This is a genomic window from Hasllibacter halocynthiae (genome assembly GCF_003003095.1).
In the GTDB taxonomy this organism is placed as follows: Bacteria; Pseudomonadota; Alphaproteobacteria; order Rhodobacterales; family Rhodobacteraceae; genus Hasllibacter; species Hasllibacter halocynthiae.
In genome coordinates, this window is sequence record NZ_PVTT01000001.1 from 357,719 (window position 1) to 373,910 (window position 16,192).

Annotated in this window: 21 protein-coding genes; 9 read left to right on the top strand and 12 right to left on the bottom strand. The window is 63.9% G+C overall.

Annotated features, from left to right (window positions below; translation table 11 throughout):
* Positions 1-31: 31 nt before the first annotated feature.
* The 4 genes from BCF33_RS01805 to BCF33_RS01820 form a co-directional block, all read right to left on the bottom strand.
* Entirely contained in the window at positions 32-664 is a 633-nt protein-coding gene (locus BCF33_RS01805) for a TRAP transporter small permease subunit (protein WP_106159230.1), read from the bottom strand.
* Positions 665-709: 45 nt separating this feature from the next.
* A complete protein-coding gene (locus BCF33_RS01810; protein ID WP_106159231.1) occupies positions 710-1,711 on the bottom strand; it encodes a C4-dicarboxylate TRAP transporter substrate-binding protein in 1,002 nt (333 codons plus the stop codon).
* 104 nt (positions 1,712-1,815) lie between these two features.
* On the bottom strand, positions 1,816-2,319 hold the full coding sequence (locus BCF33_RS01815) for a copper chaperone PCu(A)C (protein WP_106159232.1): 504 nt from the start codon (positions 2,317-2,319) through the stop codon (positions 1,816-1,818).
* 38 nt (positions 2,320-2,357) lie between these two features.
* A complete protein-coding gene (locus BCF33_RS01820) occupies positions 2,358-2,699 on the bottom strand; it encodes a hypothetical protein (RefSeq protein WP_106159233.1) in 342 nt (113 codons plus the stop codon).
* A gap of 198 nt (positions 2,700-2,897) precedes the next feature.
* Between BCF33_RS01820 and BCF33_RS01825 the strand changes: the two genes are divergently transcribed.
* Genes BCF33_RS01825 through BCF33_RS01835 form a run of 3 tightly spaced genes read left to right on the top strand, consistent with a single transcriptional unit; the run spans position 2,898 to position 4,662 of the window.
* The gene (locus BCF33_RS01825) at positions 2,898-3,308 is read left to right on the top strand and encodes a hypothetical protein (RefSeq protein WP_106159234.1); all 411 of its coding nucleotides are present in this window, start codon (positions 2,898-2,900) and stop codon (positions 3,306-3,308) included.
* Positions 3,308-4,240 carry a CsgG/HfaB family protein gene (locus tag BCF33_RS01830; RefSeq protein WP_106159235.1) on the top strand — a complete coding sequence of 311 codons (933 nt, stop codon included), beginning with the start codon at positions 3,308-3,310 and terminating at the stop codon, positions 4,238-4,240. The genes BCF33_RS01825 and BCF33_RS01830 overlap by 1 nt, the downstream gene beginning before the upstream one ends.
* Positions 4,237-4,662 (top strand): hypothetical protein, encoded by a 426-nt coding sequence (locus BCF33_RS01835; RefSeq protein WP_146132765.1) that lies wholly within the window; start codon positions 4,237-4,239, stop codon positions 4,660-4,662. The genes BCF33_RS01830 and BCF33_RS01835 overlap by 4 nt, the downstream gene beginning before the upstream one ends.
* A gap of 1 nt (position 4,663) precedes the next feature.
* On the opposite strand, the gene BCF33_RS01840 is transcribed toward BCF33_RS01835, so the two are convergent.
* Positions 4,664-5,698 carry a hypothetical protein gene (locus tag BCF33_RS01840; RefSeq protein ID WP_106159237.1) on the bottom strand — a complete coding sequence of 345 codons (1,035 nt, stop codon included), beginning with the start codon at positions 5,696-5,698 and terminating at the stop codon, positions 4,664-4,666.
* A gap of 71 nt (positions 5,699-5,769) precedes the next feature.
* The gene (locus BCF33_RS01845) at positions 5,770-7,095 is read right to left on the bottom strand and encodes a hypothetical protein (RefSeq protein ID WP_106159238.1); all 1,326 of its coding nucleotides are present in this window, start codon (positions 7,093-7,095) and stop codon (positions 5,770-5,772) included.
* A 511-nt stretch (positions 7,096-7,606) separates the two neighbouring features.
* Between BCF33_RS01845 and BCF33_RS01850 the strand changes: the two genes are divergently transcribed.
* The 4 genes from BCF33_RS01850 to BCF33_RS13835 all read left to right on the top strand — a co-directional run bounded on the left by BCF33_RS01850 (position 7,607) and on the right by BCF33_RS13835 (position 11,191).
* Positions 7,607-8,011 carry a helix-turn-helix domain-containing protein gene (locus tag BCF33_RS01850; RefSeq protein WP_211292351.1) on the top strand — a complete coding sequence of 135 codons (405 nt, stop codon included), beginning with the start codon at positions 7,607-7,609 and terminating at the stop codon, positions 8,009-8,011.
* Positions 8,012-8,214: 203 nt separating this feature from the next.
* The gene (locus tag BCF33_RS01855) at positions 8,215-8,556 is read left to right on the top strand and encodes a hypothetical protein (protein WP_245883686.1); all 342 of its coding nucleotides are present in this window, start codon (positions 8,215-8,217) and stop codon (positions 8,554-8,556) included.
* Positions 8,553-9,887, top strand: coding sequence for a relaxase/mobilization nuclease domain-containing protein (locus BCF33_RS01860; RefSeq protein WP_106159241.1), 1,335 nt, complete (start codon positions 8,553-8,555; stop codon positions 9,885-9,887). The genes BCF33_RS01855 and BCF33_RS01860 overlap by 4 nt, the downstream gene beginning before the upstream one ends.
* A gap of 539 nt (positions 9,888-10,426) precedes the next feature.
* Complete coding sequence (locus BCF33_RS13835) at positions 10,427-11,191, top strand: hypothetical protein (protein ID WP_146132766.1); 765 nt, start codon at positions 10,427-10,429, stop codon at positions 11,189-11,191.
* Positions 11,192-11,301: 110 nt separating this feature from the next.
* On the opposite strand, the gene BCF33_RS01865 is transcribed toward BCF33_RS13835, so the two are convergent.
* Both BCF33_RS01865 and BCF33_RS01870 read right to left on the bottom strand, forming a co-directional pair.
* Positions 11,302-11,721: a hypothetical protein gene (locus BCF33_RS01865; protein ID WP_106159242.1), complete on the bottom strand. Its 420-nt coding sequence runs from the start codon at positions 11,719-11,721 to the stop codon at positions 11,302-11,304.
* Positions 11,718-11,954, bottom strand: coding sequence for a hypothetical protein (locus tag BCF33_RS01870; RefSeq protein ID WP_106159243.1), 237 nt, complete (start codon positions 11,952-11,954; stop codon positions 11,718-11,720). The genes BCF33_RS01865 and BCF33_RS01870 overlap by 4 nt, the downstream gene beginning before the upstream one ends.
* A 543-nt stretch (positions 11,955-12,497) precedes the next feature.
* Here BCF33_RS01870 and BCF33_RS01875 point away from each other — a divergent pair.
* Both BCF33_RS01875 and BCF33_RS13840 read left to right on the top strand, forming a co-directional pair.
* Positions 12,498-12,677, top strand: a complete 180-nt coding sequence (locus BCF33_RS01875; protein WP_106159244.1) for a hypothetical protein — start codon at positions 12,498-12,500, stop codon at positions 12,675-12,677.
* Between the two features lie 195 nt (positions 12,678-12,872).
* Positions 12,873-13,778, top strand: coding sequence for a hypothetical protein (locus BCF33_RS13840; protein WP_146132767.1), 906 nt, complete (start codon positions 12,873-12,875; stop codon positions 13,776-13,778).
* A 30-nt stretch (positions 13,779-13,808) separates the two neighbouring features.
* Here BCF33_RS13840 and BCF33_RS13845 read toward each other — a convergent pair whose 3' ends face one another.
* The 4 genes from BCF33_RS13845 to BCF33_RS14505 all read right to left on the bottom strand — a co-directional run bounded on the left by BCF33_RS13845 (position 13,809) and on the right by BCF33_RS14505 (position 16,172).
* Positions 13,809-14,438 (bottom strand): hypothetical protein, encoded by a 630-nt coding sequence (locus BCF33_RS13845; RefSeq protein WP_146132768.1) that lies wholly within the window; start codon positions 14,436-14,438, stop codon positions 13,809-13,811.
* 315 nt (positions 14,439-14,753) lie between these two features.
* Positions 14,754-15,707 carry a toll/interleukin-1 receptor domain-containing protein gene (locus BCF33_RS01885; RefSeq protein WP_106159246.1) on the bottom strand — a complete coding sequence of 318 codons (954 nt, stop codon included), beginning with the start codon at positions 15,705-15,707 and terminating at the stop codon, positions 14,754-14,756.
* A gap of 6 nt (positions 15,708-15,713) precedes the next feature.
* Positions 15,714-15,905 (bottom strand): hypothetical protein, encoded by a 192-nt coding sequence (locus BCF33_RS01890; RefSeq protein ID WP_106159247.1) that lies wholly within the window; start codon positions 15,903-15,905, stop codon positions 15,714-15,716.
* A gap of 144 nt (positions 15,906-16,049) precedes the next feature.
* Positions 16,050-16,172, bottom strand: coding sequence for a hypothetical protein (locus tag BCF33_RS14505; protein WP_342747432.1), 123 nt, complete (start codon positions 16,170-16,172; stop codon positions 16,050-16,052).
* Positions 16,173-16,192: the final 20 nt, after the last annotated feature.

Sequence of the window (16,192 nt, forward strand, 5' to 3'; positions counted from 1 at the left end):
CCCCGGCCCCCCGCGGTGCGGGCCGCGCCCTTCATCGGCCGGCCCGCTCCAGGGCGGCGGCCTCGGCGGCGGCGACCTCGGCCGCGCTCTCGATCAGGGGGACGGCGACGGGCCGCTCCTCGCCCCGGGCGAAGGCCCGTCCGAACCCCCAGAGCTGCAGCGCCAGCCGCAGCGACAGGATCGCGAAGGCGACCGGCACGACCAGCTTCGCCGGCCAGAGCGGCAGGCCGATGTCGATGGACGAATCGCGCGAGAAGCGCGGCATGTCCCAGTCGAAGCTTCGCCCGAAATGCTGCCAGGTGCCCCAGCACAGCGCGACCGCCAGCGCGAGCGTCAGCAGCGTCGTCAGCCATTCCGCCGCCCACAGCGTCCGCCCCCCGAGCCGCCCGATCACGATGTCCATCCGGACGTGCCCGCCCAGGCGCTGCGTGTAGGAGATGGCGAGGAAGGCGATGAAGGGCATCGCCAGCTCGATCCAGTCCACGTAGCCCGAGAGGGGCCGGCCCAGGAAGTTCCGCCCCCCGACGCTGACCACCGCAAGGGCCATCAGCCCCAGCACCGCGAGGCCCGCGATCAGCGCGAGCCAGCCCTCCACGCGAAAGAGCGCGCGGTCGAGGCGGCTCAGCGCGGAGCCGTCCGAGAGGATGTTGGTGGGGCCGGCCATGGGGTCGGGTTCGGGGCAGGCCGGGAAGGGCCGGCCCCGCGCCGATCAGCCGTCCTGCTCGACCATGCCGGTCACGAAATCGTAGAGCTCCTGCGCGGGAAGGCCGCGGGCGGCGTTCTCCTCGATCCAGGCCTGGGCGGCGGGCTCGGCGACGGCTTCGCGGAAGGCGGCGAGGTCCTCGTCGGAATAGGTCACCTGCTCGATGCCCTTCTCGTCCAGCATCGGCCCCCAGGCGTCCATCGTCGCGCCCTCGTAGTTGGTAACGTAGTAGTCCAGCGCCTCGTCCACGGAGGAGAGCAGCGCCTCGCGGTACTCGTCGGGCAGCGCCTCCAGCGCGTCGGTGTTCACCACCACGGGGCAGTTCACCGTTCCGGGGTTCAGGTTCGTGGTCCACCAGTCGGCGTTCTCGACGGTGCCGAAGCTCATGTGGGCGTGGGGGGCGAAGCTCGCGGCGGTGATGACGCCCGAATCCATGGCCTGCCGGACCTCGGACGCGGTCATGGAGGTGGGGACGGCGCCGACCTCCTCCATGGCGCGGCCGATGCCGCCCGTCGCGCGCACCGCCAGGCCGGCGTAGTCGTCCAGCGTCCGGGGCGCCTCGCCGGTGCCGACGATGTTGTACTGGGGCAGGGGGCTGGGCATCAGCAGCGTCGCGTTCCAGCGGGACAGATCCTCCTGCACGGCGGGATGCTCGTAGAGGGCCTGGCTGATCTCGCGCTCCTGCTCGAGGGTCGAGATGCCGAGGAAGGGCAGCTCGAGCACGGTGATCGAGGGGTTCTTGTCGGCGTGATAGCCCGCGCAGAACTGGGCCATCTCGAAGGCGCCGATCGAGATGCCGTCAAGGTTCTCGCGGTTGTTGGAGAGCCCCCCGTAGGAGATGTTCAACGTGAACTCGCCGTCCGTCTTCTCCTCGACCAGCTCGGCCAGCTTCTCGACGTGCTCGGTGAAGGCCCGCCGCGCGCCCCAGAGCGAGACGTCCCACTCCTCCGCGAAGGCGGGCAGGGCGGTGGCGGCGGCCGTGGTGGCCAGGACGATGTGACGGAGCATGACGCTTCCTCCCGTTGGGTCGCCCTCTTCGGCGGGGCGGATGCGCGCACACTAGCCATGGGAGGGGGAAAGGGAAGGCGCGCCGTGCCGCCTTCCCGGAAAGGTCATCGGGACGCGGGGGCCGTGCCCGATTCGTGGTCCATGCCCCCGTGGCCGGCCCCATCGCGCGCGCCCCGGGCCTCGACGTCGAACACCACGTCCAGCCTGCCGGCGTCGCGGAAGGTCAGCGTCGCGGGGATCTCGGCGCCCTCCTCCAGCGGGCCGGCGAGGTTCATGAACATCACGTGCAGCCCCCCCTGCGCCAGGGTGACGGTCTCACCCGAAGGCAGCTCGATCCCGCCCGCGACCTCGGACATGCGCATGACGCCGTCCTCGTTCGTCATCTCGTGGAGCTGGACGATCCCCGCCACCTCCTCCGGGATCTCGGCGGAGAGGAGGACGTCGTCCGCGCCCTCGTTCGTGATGGTCATGTAGCCCCCCGCGACGGGCGCGCCCGGCGGAGTGGCGAAGACGAAGGGGTGATCGACGGTGATGCCGCCCACCGCGTAGTCGTGCGCGAGGGCGGGGGTTGCCGCGACGAGGATGGCGGCAGCTTGGAAAAGTCTCATGTCGGCCTCTCTGGCTTAATCGGAAGGGTGCTCGTGGATCAGGCAGGAAGGGGCGGTCCATGGCTCGGCGGCGGTCCGCGCCAAGTGGCGCGCGCGGGCAGCGCGGGCGGCGGCGGAAGGGCCAGCGCGAAGACGGCGGCCAAGGCCCGCCAGGCGTCCGGCGCCGCGGCGGGCGGCGGGGGCGGCGCGGCGGGGGCGCAGCGCGCAAGCTCCGGCAGGTCGACCTCGACCGGGACGCCGCCGCGCAGATGGATCACGCGCATCCCGTCGCCGGCGCAGATCACGACCCTCTCGACGCCCGGCGCCAGCCCGGCCAGCGCCGCGCCCATCTTCGGCGCGAGGAGCCCCAGGAGCACCGCCAGCGAGAGAATCAGCCGCATGGCCCGAGGGGATGGATCGTCCGGCCGGGACGGGCAAGACGTGGCGATTCGTGTCTCGGGGGACACATACGGCGGGGCGGATCGACCTCTCCGATCCTTTGCGGCGCGTATCGCGGCCTCCACAGTTCCGCTGCGGCAACCGCTTGTCTAAGCTGCCGCCACATTGACGACGAACTTTCATCCAGAGGACGACATCAGATGCACATTTTCAAAGCCGCCCTCCTGTCGGCGGTCGCCCTGCCGGGCGCGGCATGCGCGAACGGGTTCGGCGAGGATCGGCCCTGGCAGTTCCGTACGCCGGCCGAGCGGCAGGTCCTCCTGCAGCAGGAGCAGACGCGCCTGAACTTCATGATCTTCGAGCAGTCCGGCCTCGGGGCCGCGGGCCTCGGCGGGCAGACCGGCAACGCGATCACGATCAGCATCTCGGGCGACGGCGACAACACGATCGACGTCGGGCAGGAGAACACCGGCGACCAGACGATCCAGGATGCCGAAGGGTCCGGCACGAACACGGTCGGCGGGGCAGGCGCGTCCGCGCCGGCGGCCCTCGCCCCCACGCCCGAGCAAGGGGTGCAGGACGCCGCCGCGGCCCTGCAGGCGCTGGACTGATGCGGGGCCTCCTCTCCTCCGTCGCCCTGGTCGGCGCCATGGCGTCCTGCGGCCCCCTCCCGCCCGAGCAGAGCCTGCCACGCGCCAGCTACAACGGCCCGATCCCGGTCGTCGCCGCGACGCCGGCGGACGCTGCCCTCGCCTGCCTCTCCCGCAGCCCGGAGGTCCGGCGCGACGGGACGGTCTTCGCCGTGCACCAGATCGGCGACCTGACGCAGAAGATCGCCGTGGACGAGACGGGGGGATACGTCCCGCGCGACGTTGCCGGGATGCTGGTGACGGCGCTCTCCCGGGCGGGGGTGTCGCAGGTGAACCGCATCAACACCACCGTCACCGAGTTCGAGATCGCCCGCGCGCGCGAGCAGATCCTGGGCGACGGCGGCCCCGTCTTCGTCGAGGGCGAGCAGCTGCCCTACCGCCCGCTCGAGCGGGGGGCGCTGCGCGGATCGGACGTGGTGATCGACGGCTCCATCACGCAGCTCGACTTCAACACCTATTCGTCCGGCGGGCAGATCAGCCTGTTCGGCGCTGGCGCGGGGCGGCGCACCTTCGCGCTGACCGTGGGCGCGGACGTGCGCGTCACCGACACCCGCTCGACCGAGTTGGTGATGGCGCAGGCCTATTCGAAGCAGGCCGTGGGCGTGGAGGTGTTCGGGTCGGTGTTCCGCTTCTTCGACGACGAGCTCTTCGACGTGAACATCGGCCGCGAGAGCCAGGAGGGCCTTCATGCCGGCCTTCGCTGGATGCTGGCCGAGGCCGCCTACGACATCGTCGCGCGCGTGACGGGCCATGACGGCAGCTGCGACGCCCTCCTCCCGCCGGGCGCGGCCGCGCGGCCCGTCGCCGTGCCCGTCGCCGCGCCTGTCGCCGCGCCCGTCGTCGTTCCCGTGGTCGAGCCGGCGAGCGCCGCGATCGTGGTCGAGCCGGCATGAGGGGCGCGATGCTCGCGCTCGCGCTCGGGGCGGCCGCCCAGGCCGCCCCCGCGCAGCAGGCGGCTTACGACCCGGAGAGCTTCCTCGACGCGATGGTCCGCTACCGCACCCTCGCCGCGACCTGCGAGGAGGTGCTTCCCGGCTCGCCCATGGGCGACAGCGCGGAGGTGCGCCTGTTCTTCGAGGCTTTGGACCAGGTCGAGCCCGCCGGGACGGATCTGCGGCTTGGGCGGCTCCTGGATCGCCTGGTGCGATCGCATGGCGCCTCGATCTGCCAGGAGCGTCTGACCCGCAGCGCCCTTCGCTATGGCCAGGAGGCGGTGCGCTACCAGGCGGGCAAGGGCGAGGGCTGGCCCAACGCGCCCCGCATCAGCGCAGGGCCGTGGTGCGCGTCCGTGTCCTGCGCGGAGCTGCTCTTCTAGGTCAGCGCTCGATGGCGGCGGCGTTGCCGACCTGCCCGTGCGCGCCCTGGCCGATGCCGACGGCGCTCTGATCCTGGCTCGCGCCCTGGACCGCCGACACCTCGCCCCCCGCCCCGCCGGGCGAGGGGCGGATGCTGAGCACGTTCACGAGGTTCGTGGAGCCTTGGGAATAGGCCGTCCCGGAGGCGTCCAGATCGGCCAGGGTCGTGCCGACGAGGACGTTCTCGACCGTCTGCGACCCTTCGGAGATCTGCGTCAGGTTCGTCACCGTCCGCGCCTCGACGAAGTTCGCGATGTTGACGCCGTTCTGGTTCAGGCTGACCGGGATGCCTCCCGCGGCGTCGAAGGTGTTCGTCACGACCTGCTCGCCGGTGAAGATGCGTGCGACGTCGCGGATCTCGTCGGCGACGAGGACGTTGCCGACGTTCGTGCCGTCCTGCCGGATGTCGACCGCCGAGGAGGCGTCGTTCACGACGCGCTGCACCGAATCGGCCGGGAACAGCTGCTCGCCCGCGCCGATGGAGATGCTGGCCGTCACCACGTTGGCCACGTTCAGCCCTTCCTGCCGAAGCTCGCCTGCGGGCGCGGTGGAGGCGAAGCGGTTCGCGACCGATTGCTCGGCCCCCGGGCCGAAGGCCTGCGAGATGCGGTCGACCTGCTGCGCCGCGATCACGTTCGCGATGTTCTGTCCGGTCTGCTCGATCGACGCCCCGCCCAGGCCGCTTTCGGCCAGCAGCGCGTTCTCGACCGTCTGCGTGCCGACGAGGCGCTGCGTCGCAGCGCGGACGCGGATGCCTTCGGTCATCATGACGTTGGCCGCGTTCGTGCCAGACTGCGCCAGCGCGGTCTGACGGCCGGAGAGGCCCGGGCCGCCCACGGTCAGCGCGCCCATCGCGCCCCCGTTCAAGATCGTGGTGTTCCGGCCCGTCTGCGCCCCGTCGAAGAGCTGCGTCATGGTCGTGCCGCCGTCCTGGGCGCCTGCCGCCATGGGGATCGCGGCCGCGAGGAGCATCGTGGGGATGGTGCGAACGGACATGGGGACCCTCGGGGCACGCGTGGGGCGGCGGCGGCCTTCCGGCCGCCGCCGCGATCGTCATCGATCCGCGATCACTCGCCGGTGATGGTGCTGATCGAGTTGGCGACGTTCGTCGTGGCCTGCGTCACCATCGACAGATCGTCCGCGTGGAAGATCGCGTTGCTCGAGAACTGGACGCCGTCGAAGGTCTGCGTCAGGTCGGACGCCCCCGCGAGGTCCGGCAGCGCGCCGACGCTCAGGATGTTCGCGACGTTCGTCGCGGACTGCCCGAAATTGTCGATGTCGGCGTCGATCGAGGTGTACCACGAGCCGTTCTCGGCGACGTTCGTGGCCGTCTGGTCCGACCCGAGCGAAAACTGCGCGATGGTGCCTTCGGGCAGCGCGACCTCGGCGATGTTGATGCCGTTCAGCGCCGTCTGGTCGATCACGTCGGCCAGCTCGCCCATGTCGTCGAGCTTCGGCTCCTCGCCGCTGAGGCCGAGGTCGCGGAACTCGACGTAGTTGGACGCGTCCTGCACCGAGTCCTCGTAGTTCTGCTCGATCGCGTCGGTCGCGACCCCGCCGACCGTCAGGACGTTGGCGATGTTCGTCGCCGCCTGGAGAAGGTCGTTGATCTCCGCGTTGCGCCTCGTGTCGTGCGCGACGTTCGCAGCGCTCTGGTCGGAGTCGGTGAGCTCCTGCAGGAGCGTGCCGTTCAGGTCCTCGGAGATGTCCGCCATGTTGATGACGTTCGTCGCATCCTGGGTCGACTGCAGGACGTCGTCCGTGTTCGTGTCCGTGATGCCGTCGCGGATGTCGAGCTCGTTGTAGGCGCTCTGGAAGATGTCGTCGCCGTCCTGCTGCATCTCGAAGGCGGCGCCGATGCTGTTGACGCCGTTCACGTCCTCGAGCGTCGCGAGGTTCAGCGCGTTGGTCGCGGCCTGCGAGATGTCCTCGCTGGTCGCCGGGCCGGACAGCTCGATGTCGTTGAACGCGTCCTGAACGACCTCGTCGGCGTCCTGGTACAGCGTGTTGACGTCCGGCAGGCCGCCGTCCTCGCCCACGCCGCCAATGCTGTTGAGCACGTTGGTCGCGTCCTGGGTGACGCCGGACAGATCGGCCGAGTTGAAGGACGCCGGTCCGGAATCGAGGACGTTCGAGGCGACCTGCTCGAAGTCGATCCCCTCGTTCCCGTCGTCGAGGTCCGCGTCCTGCAGAACGTCGTCGAGGTTGTCCTCGAGCGAGATGAGGTTCGCCGCGTTCACCGCCGTCTGCGCGACGTCGGTCGCGTCGTCGGCGATCTCGATGCTGTTCAGCGCCTCCTGAAGTCCTTCGATGGTCTGCGTGATGTCGGTCTGCTCCGCCATGGCGGGGAGCGCGAATGCGGCGACGAGCGCCGTGGTCGTCATGAGCTTCAAGGTCGTTCTCCGTCCTGTCGCGGGGACGGAAACAAAAACCCGCCGGCCCGCCTGTTGGATGTACCGGACGTTACAATGCCGGCTCGTCTCCAAGGTGGGGGGGGCCGTACGAAGCCGGAGGAATGCCCGGTCTTCGTGTCTGCCAGCCGCTACCGTGCCCTTGGGACGAGCACGGGGTCGCATCGGAGGGAGGACGACCTAAAGTCGGCAAAAACCTTACATGTCGCACCCTGCGGTTGACACGGGCGCGATCTCAGATGGTTGCGGACCGGGATTTGCATCTCACGCAAAGGTGACCCTACGGAATATTCCGTAGCTGAGCGAACGAATCCGGGTGACGCGGGGTCACTCAGCAGTTAGCCTAGGGTCACTTTTACCGACGGTCGGTTAAGACCAACCACTTTTTCACCGTGGCGGTGCAATTGGGCGATTCTGTGCCCCGACCGTTACAAAGACGCGGCAGTTATCCGCCGCCTACGTTCGATGCTACATTTCCATGCAGGAGTTCAGGATGTCGATTATCTTCCATCCCGCTGATCGGCCGGCTCGATCCGGGGCGCTCGCGCATCCTTCGCAGGATTGCGCCGCGGACCCCTCCGGCCCGATCCCGGCGCAGCTTCTGGAAGCGCTTCTCGATCCCGGGCATCCCCAGAACGCCAAGTCGCCGCTCTGCCAGTCCGGACCGCCCGCCCGCCGCAGGCCGGGCGTCGCCCACGAGATCCAGCACCTCAGCCCGCGCGAGCGCGACGTCCTCGTCCTGTGGTCCCGTGGCCGTACGCTGAAGGCCATCGCCGCCGAGCTGGGCATCTCCCCCAAGACGGTCGAGACCTACAAGATGCGGGGCAGCGCCAAGCTCGGCCTGCGCGGGCGCGCCGCCGTCAGCGACTACTTCGCATTGCTCGCCGCCCTGAGCTGATCGACGACGCCATCGGGGAAGGGTGGTGGACCCAACGGGAGTGGAATCGAACCGCCTGTTTGAAGTCCTCCAGGAATGGGAACACCATCTCGCACCTTTTGATCTAAGCGATCTGAGGTGCGGCGATGGGCACCTTAGATAGACGTTTCAATAAGTTAGCGAAAGAACAGCGGCCTAAGTACCCGCCGCCGTTCTCGCTCCGCTTGACCTTCGAAGAGCGGGCGAAGCTGGACATGTTGCGGGGCAGCATGCCGCTGGGGCGGTATATCCGCGAGCAAGTGCTCGGGGATGATGCTGCGCCGCGCAAGAAGCGTGGGCGCTATCCGGTCAAGGATCATGAAGCCCTCGGGCGTGTTCTCGGCGCGCTCGGATCGTCGCGCCTGTCCTCCAACCTCAACCAACTCGCCCGCGCCTCCAACACCGGCTCGCTTCCGGTCACGCCGGAGACGGAAGCCGACATCAAGGAAGCCTGCGAGGCGGTGATCGCCATGCGCAAGGAACTGATGCTGGCGCTCGGCAGCATGCTTGAGGGGGGTGAGCCATGATCTTGAAAGGTTCCCAGCGCGGCAACGCCGCGAAGCTCGCTCGCCACCTGATGAACGTTCAGGACAATGAGCATGTCGAACTGCACGAGCTGCGGGGCTTCATCTCTGATGAGCAGCTACTGGATGCACTGTTGGAGGCGCAGGCCGTGGCCAAGGGCACACGCTGCCAGCAACATCTGTTCTCGCTCAGTCTGAATCCGCCGGAAGGCGAGCGCGTTGATGTCGCAACGTTTGAGACGGCCATCGATATGGCCGAGCAACGGCTCGGCCTGGATGGACACCCGCGCGCCATTGTCTTCCATGAAAAAGAAGGCAGGCGGCACGCGCACGCCGTCTGGTCGCGGATCGATGTCGAGACAATGACGGCCAAGAACCTGCCGTTCTTCAAGCGCCGCCTGATGGAAGTCTCGAAAGAGCTGTATCTCCAGCACGGCTGGGACATGCCGAAGGGCATAGTCGATCAGGCCTTGCGCAACCCTCTGAACTTCACCCGCGCCGAGTGGCAGCAAGCCAAGCGGGCGATGGCTGATCCGCAGCTCGTCAAGGCCATGTTCAAGCAGGCTTGGCAGGCCTCTGACAACGCCGAAACCCTGCAAGCCGCGCTGAAAGAAAAAGGCTTCTTCCTTGCGCGTGGTGATCGGCGCGGCGTTGTCGCGCTCGATTATCAGGGCGAAATATATGCGCTCGCCCGCTGGTCGGGCGTGAAGACGAAGGATGTCAAAGCCCGCTTGCCAGAAACTGACAAGCTGCCGAGCGTGCAGGAGCGCCGCGAGGAAATCGCGCGCGCCATGAGCGGCCAGCTTCACAAATACGCCCTCGAAATCAACAAAACCTATTGTCAGAAGTATCCGTCAATCGAGTTCAAGCGCACGCAGGCCGTGGAGCGTCACCGCGTCGAGCGCAAGGCGCTGGATCAGATGCAGCGCGCACGCTGGGACAAGGAGACGGCGGCGCGCGCCGCGCGCCTGCCAAAAGGCATCGGCAGTCTGTGGAGCCGGGTCACGGGGAAATACTCCAAGATCAGGACGCAGAACGAGCTGGACGCCTGGCAAAGCTATATCCGTGATCAGGCCGAGCGGGACTCGATGGTCGCCCGTCAGCTCGATGAGCGCCAGCAGCTCCAGCGCGCCATCAAGCAGATACGCGAGAAGCGCACGCAAGAGATTGCGGAGCTGCACCTTGAGCTGAGCGCCTACCTGATGATGGAGCGCGACCATGCCGCCACAGCCAGGATCAAGCCCGAGAAGGCGAAACAACCGGACCAAACACCGAAGGACAAGACCCGCGAGCGGGACCGCTCACGGGATAACGGCCCTGATTTCAACCTCTAAGCATAGAAAGGAAACTCTTATGCGACATACACTTATGCTGAACCTGGACGAGGCGCATGCTCGCCAGCTTGATGAACTGCGCCAGCATTTTCACCTGGCGGCGGAGGACACAGTGCGCCTGCCATTCGTCTGACGCACGCCCGGCACAAGCAAAAACCGGACGTTTTGGTGCCGGAGTTCAAGCCTCGCGCAGCGCGTGATGACTGGCACGACGAAGACGACCACACACCGGAGTAAGTTCGCCGCCCCCAGAACCTGTTGATGCCGTACCAGCCGCAAAGCTAAGCTACGCTGAACGCCGTGGGGGCTTTGATGGCTGGTACTTGAACATGACTCTTACATCACAGAGTTGCCCGCACTGCGGTGGGGTTGCAAACGGCGGTGAATGCTATCGCTGCGGCTGGGTGCATCCCGAAAAGGTCCACGGGGCAAAACCGCCCCCCCAGAAATCGGCTCCATCGCCGCCTCCACCTAAGCCCGAGCCCAAGCCGAATTCAAAGCGATCACCGAAGACACCACCAAGGATACCTAGCCAGCCATTGAAGGCTGCCGAAGCGCCCAAGAAAGAAGCGCCCGGCTTCTTCAATATAGATTTCATTGCCATTGCCGGTTTCTTCAACCTGAAGGTCGTGGCGATTGCATGCATAATTTTGATGGCTTTGGGTTTCTTCTCTCGAAAGGACATACCATGGCAACCCGGAGGCACGCATCCATCGCGGTCAAACGTTATCGCCTCTGAACAAGAAGGCGTTTGCATACCTGCGCCCGGTTACACATGGACCGGCGACGAGAGCGACGAGGTTGCCTGGAGCGGCGGGCAGCTTCATCCCAATGGCAAGCTTGTATCAAGTTTCTACGAGAATGAATGGTTTCCAGCGGACGAAGTCGTGGTCGATTATACCCCTTCAGGAACACCGATACTCAGAGGCCGCGAAAAGGACGCTGCTCCTGTTATTGGAGCCTCAGGCGTTCTGCCCGGACGCCCGTTCCTAGCCAGTAGCGCAGGGGATAGTCAAATTCTTCTGATGTACAGCGATCCTGACTCCGCCACGCAAGATATTGACCATTTTGTTTACGGGACAGAATACAGGTGGCTTGCCGCAGTCCTCAATGATGGGGAAATACTAGAGGTGGATAGATGGGTTCCTGTTGTCTTTTCTCGCGATTTCCGGGAATCGTCGTCTGTTCTTGTTATCGATCATCACGACCCGAATTTTTTGAATAATGGGTTTGATCCAGAGATTCACACCGGATCGTCCTATCCTCTCGAAAAAACGTCATCGGCGACACCTGCTGGAAGGTAGAGAGCTTACTCTGGTGCCGCAGTTCGAGCCGCGCGCGAAGCGCGCCGGCTGGTGCGGCGACAAAGATCACATGCCGGAAAAACGCCGCCCATGCGAAGGCGGCATTAGCGCTAGAGCAGATCAAACAAGCTGGTTTGCTGCGGCAGACTGTCCAGCAAATCGAGATGGGCGAAGTCGTTGTAGATATGAGCGTATTTCAGGCTCATCGACGTGTGGACGGCTTCGCTGCAATTCGGGACTGGCTCCCCTGCGTGGCTTCTGCGGTAGGCATGAAGTTCTCGTGCGACTTCGCGGTAGCGCGAGATGTTGGCGCTCAAAGAGTGCTGAACTTCGCCGCGGATTTTGCTGAGCAACTGCGAGCGCTGCGGCTCCGGCTTGCCCGCCGCAATGAGGATTTCTTCCTGCCGGTATCCTTTGTACCCGGCGAGACGGGCCTCGAAACGGATGACCTTCGGGGACAGAACCTCGCCGCCCAGAAGGTAGTACCATGGATGGCCGGGACGGTAGCCGCGTGTGTCGGGGGCGCTCATGAGCGCCCCGCTTCGTTCGCGGTTTCGGCGGGCTCTTCCAGCGGCATGCGCAGGACGATCCGGCCATTGATCGGGCAGGTCTCAAGTTGGAGCGTGTAGCCGCGCTCGTCCTTGTGCTTCCATGCGGCTCCGACCTTGTTCCAGAAGGACTTCTCGCCTTTCTGGGTGACGTGCCAGGCCAGATAGTCCGGCGCGTTGAGGGGTAGTGTCTGGTTTGTGTTCTCGCGTGCCATGATCTTTGTCTCCTTGTCTTTCGGGTTGGCTTGCTAACGCCCTCCCGATGGGCCGGAGCGAAGGATCAGGCTTCATGTTCAACACGGATTTTTGGAGCGGGCAGAGCATTGAAGGCTGAGCCGCTTCGGCCAGGGATTTGGGGCTTTTGTCGCAAGCCCACGCGGGAGACGAAGGGGATCGATCAGCACGGCCTAGAAAGCTGGCCAGCCTGACGATCAGCCGCGAGCCGGACCAGCCGCCGCTCGCCATTATCTCACCATCGAAATAGAGCATCTGGAACAAGGCCGCGCCGCTCATGGTGATGCACGGGAACGCCCGTGCAAATGCTGCTGCCAGACCTCGCCCGATAGGCCGCCCGTCCTGCCAGCGCTGCCGGAATTCACCGCCTCAAACCGATATCGAAGCGCTCCATGCGCATCCGCCTGTTTGCAGGATCAAGTTCCCCTCCCGAACCATCAGCGCCTTCATGGGCCGATGATGGTGTGCCGGGGCCGAAAGGCCCTGAGTGGTTCGGGGCCTCCTTGAAGCAAAAGGAGGATACGATGAAACTCGTCTCACGCTTTGAAGCGGCATCCCGCAGCACGGCAGAATTGCACGGCCTGTTGGCCGAGGCTTTCAACGCCTTTGCCAGCGCACCGCGCGCCAGCCAGGAGCGCCGCGCCGCGCTGGCCTCGATGCGCAATATCGAAGATGAGCTGGCGACACGTTCGCCAGGTCTCTAACCTCAAGCGGCTGGCCGTGAGGCCAGCCGCTACCATCGTGATACTTCTGCTGGGAAGGAGACCACTATCCTATCGAAACTGTTAGATTTTTGTTGCTCCAGACAGTATTATTTTGAGAGTGCGGAACGGCGAACAAATGAATCCGAAGCAAAGAATTCGGATCGCCACGAACATGGCGCGGCGAAAGGCATCGTAATGATTCCCGAAATTTCAGAGTTTAGCTATGGATTTGCATTGACCAACGAGATTGTTGGCTGGTTGCCTCTGTCCGCCGCCCCGGTCTTTCCAAGCCTCATTGAGGAAGGTAAAGAAAACGGCGGTTATGATGTCAAGCTAGATAAGCCTGGCGCGCCGCTGTATCTGCAATTCAAGCGTGCTGACTATATGACACGCTCAAGCGCTACCGAGATCAAGCACTATGGCTTACCGCTCTCACTGCCTTTCCACAGGTTTCCCATTACACAGCGAAAGAAGTCCTTTCAGCACACATCATTAGTGGAACTGGACGACGGAACAAACCTGGTGTTCTACGCTGCTCCGCGCTTCCACATGGTTTCGGAAATCAATGATGCGTGGCGAAGCGTGCAAGTTGCGGGGCGCTCAATCTTTGTCGCCCCTAGCATGATTGGGTTGATTCACGATGATGATAAACACCACGTCGCATACGATGCTCAGCATGCCTATTTCTGTTCGGAGCCGAAGGAGATTTCTCCCCTTACTGCAAGTGCGTTAGGCGAGAGAATTCTAGAGCGCGTGGCCAGCGATAGCAGGCCAGTCCGAGAGCAATTGCCGGAATGGCTGGGTAATATTCGGTCGAGACGAGCTCAAGCCCGTCAGACGCAACAGAAGATCGTAGCGGAAATCGTGGCTGTCAGGCGTGCAGTGAGAGCAACGCCGGACGACACTGACGAAATCTATGCTGCCGTCCCCAGCGGGCGTGCTGCGCTGGATTCTGGGGAGCAGGAAACGGCTGTCCCATCAGGGCCCGAAATAAGGGAGAGTAGACCGCTCTCACCAGAGGAGCAGACCCTTAGGGCTATCAGTGACGAGGCGCTTCATGGCTTTGGCGCTCAACTCTTTGTCGTGCAGCCCAAGAGCTAATATCCGAAAAAAGTCCCTGGTTCTGGGCGTTCACTCATCTTTCGGACCGCGAATAAACTCATCAAACGCGCTCAGGTCATGCTGCAACGGGGTGGTCATTCCCGGCAGTGCGCGGATGCCATCAGCGACGTTTCGGCGATTGAGTGTGCCGATGCTGTATCGTCCGTTTTCAAGTTCGTAGTCGAGGGAGCCGCAGAAGTAGTTTATTCGTCCGTAACCTGGCCGCAGTGCCACCGATCCAGATTGTCTGCGAACCTCGTGTTTGGCCAGCGACATTCTAAGATGCTCTAGCTGCGTAAAGAGGACGTGGATGCGCATCAAGTCGGCTTCGGCACGCTGAATAAGACTTGCGTCTCGGATGACTTCTTCTAGTTGCTTTGCGCGCATTTGTTTCGCCATGTGCAAATAGCCTTCATTCCTCGTCAGCGCTTCAACTTTGGCCGACAGCCCGCCGGAATTTGACCACTTGATGATATCCCTGCAGCGCTGCCGCCAAGTCCGCAGGATTTCATAGGCCATAAAGAGCCACATTTGCGACTGAGCATTGAGGAAAGATGGTGATGCGCCAGGGGTGCGCTCGGACTCGATCAATTCTCTCAACACATCGTATTCAAGTTCCATGATGAACTGGTCAACGGCGTCAAGGTTGAAGGCCTGCATGCTGAGAAAAGGATCGTCGCCAAAGAACGTCAGCGAACATAAAGCGCTTCGTAGCGCGCCCGGCTCGATAGCTTCGGGCCGCCTGTAATCGGGTTCATGATCTTCTGGAGTATAGTCGTCGTTTTGTTCATTACTTTTCGTTTTTCAGCCTTAGTAATCTAATCCCAACCGCGCCGGATGTCCGTTCGTTTGCACTCAGGGCATTGCACAGCAGAGGTCGGCCTGTCCCGAAGGCGGGCCTCGCGTTGCTCGGCCTCGCTCAGAACTTCGGTCTCGAAGCGGTGTCCGCAATTATTGCATCGAAATCTGACAGTATCAGTCATAGGAAATTCCGGCTTGTTGCAAAACTTCCGCCCAAAGCGTTTCAGCGGCGGTTTCTGGATTCATGCGGCGCTCGTTATGGGAGAAGCCTACCGAGCCTTTAAGATGAAGCTCATACTCATCAGCCTCGACACTGAACCAGCCATTCGCTGTGTTCTCGGCGGCATCTTCGGAAAACGAATAGTAGACGTCGCCGAAGTGATGCTTGCCGCGTCCGCCATGTACGGTGAGATGCGCTGTCCCATGACCCAGACCGCGATTGACAATGACGCAACCGAACGAAGTATCGGAGTAATCGGTAAAACGTCCGCGCAATCCTTCTACGGAATCCAACTCCTTAATCGCGCTCTGAAAGTACGATCTTATGGCCCGAAAGGCGCTCTCCCGATACTCGGCCTTGTCGATGTCGTCAAACTCGCGCCGGACGCGGTATCGCCGCTCCGGCGCTGATTGCTCTGCAGCATCACTTTTGTCCGGCGCGGCAGTAGTATTGCCCTTCGGCACAGATGCGGGTGGCTCGTGATGCAGAATCCGGCGTAGTTCCTGCACGACATTCAGATACGCCGTGTTCGGGTTCGTCCAGTCGCTGATTGGTTTTCCGTCTTTCGGCAAGGCCTTAAGTGCACGCAGCCGCGACGCCGCCCACTCGCAAGGCTCGATGATGATCGGAACCACGCGGGCTTGCCGGGCGTCGTGGCGCTCCAGAGCCCGATTCATCTCGGTTTCAACGCAGTAATCCGATGCGAGGAAGTCAGGGCTGACGAGAAGCAAGAACAACCCGCAGCTTTCGAGCTGCTCTTTGATTTCGGCGTCCAGTTCATCCCCGGCCAGAATGTCGCGGTCATACCATGCTTCAATGCGCCCTTCGCGTTTTAGCGAGGCAAGATGAACATGCAGGCGCTCCAGAGCGCCGCTGTCGCGGTGAGAGTATGAGATAAAAGCCTTCACTGCCTCTTACTTGCCTTTCTTGCCGCCATGCTTGGTCGGGTCGGCCATCTTATACTGCTGGCCGGATTTCAGCGGCGGAGGCAGCGGCTCGCCCTTCGTCACGGTGCGCTCGATGCCGGTTGGCCCGCCGCGCGGACCTGTGATCTCGTACTGTCCGCTGCGCGGGGCCTTCTCACCGGGCTTGTATGTCTTTGCCATCGCTGTCGTCCCCTACATCCTGTGTGAAGTTTATGGAGACTCGCAACATAGCATGTTCCGCTCGGAACACAAAGAGAACACCTCTTGAGCGGCTGGCCTGAGGGCCAGCCGCGAAACTTTTCTGCGTCAGGGGAAAGTCGCCGCTTACGCGGCGACTCCTTCCTCTCTCTCTTCTTCCTCGATCAGCGATTGCAGACCGTGCAGGAAATCTGCGGTGCGCTGCGCATGGGCGGCGGCGGCAAAGATCGCGCGCTTGTCGTCCTTCAAAACCTTAAGCCAGCTCTGGA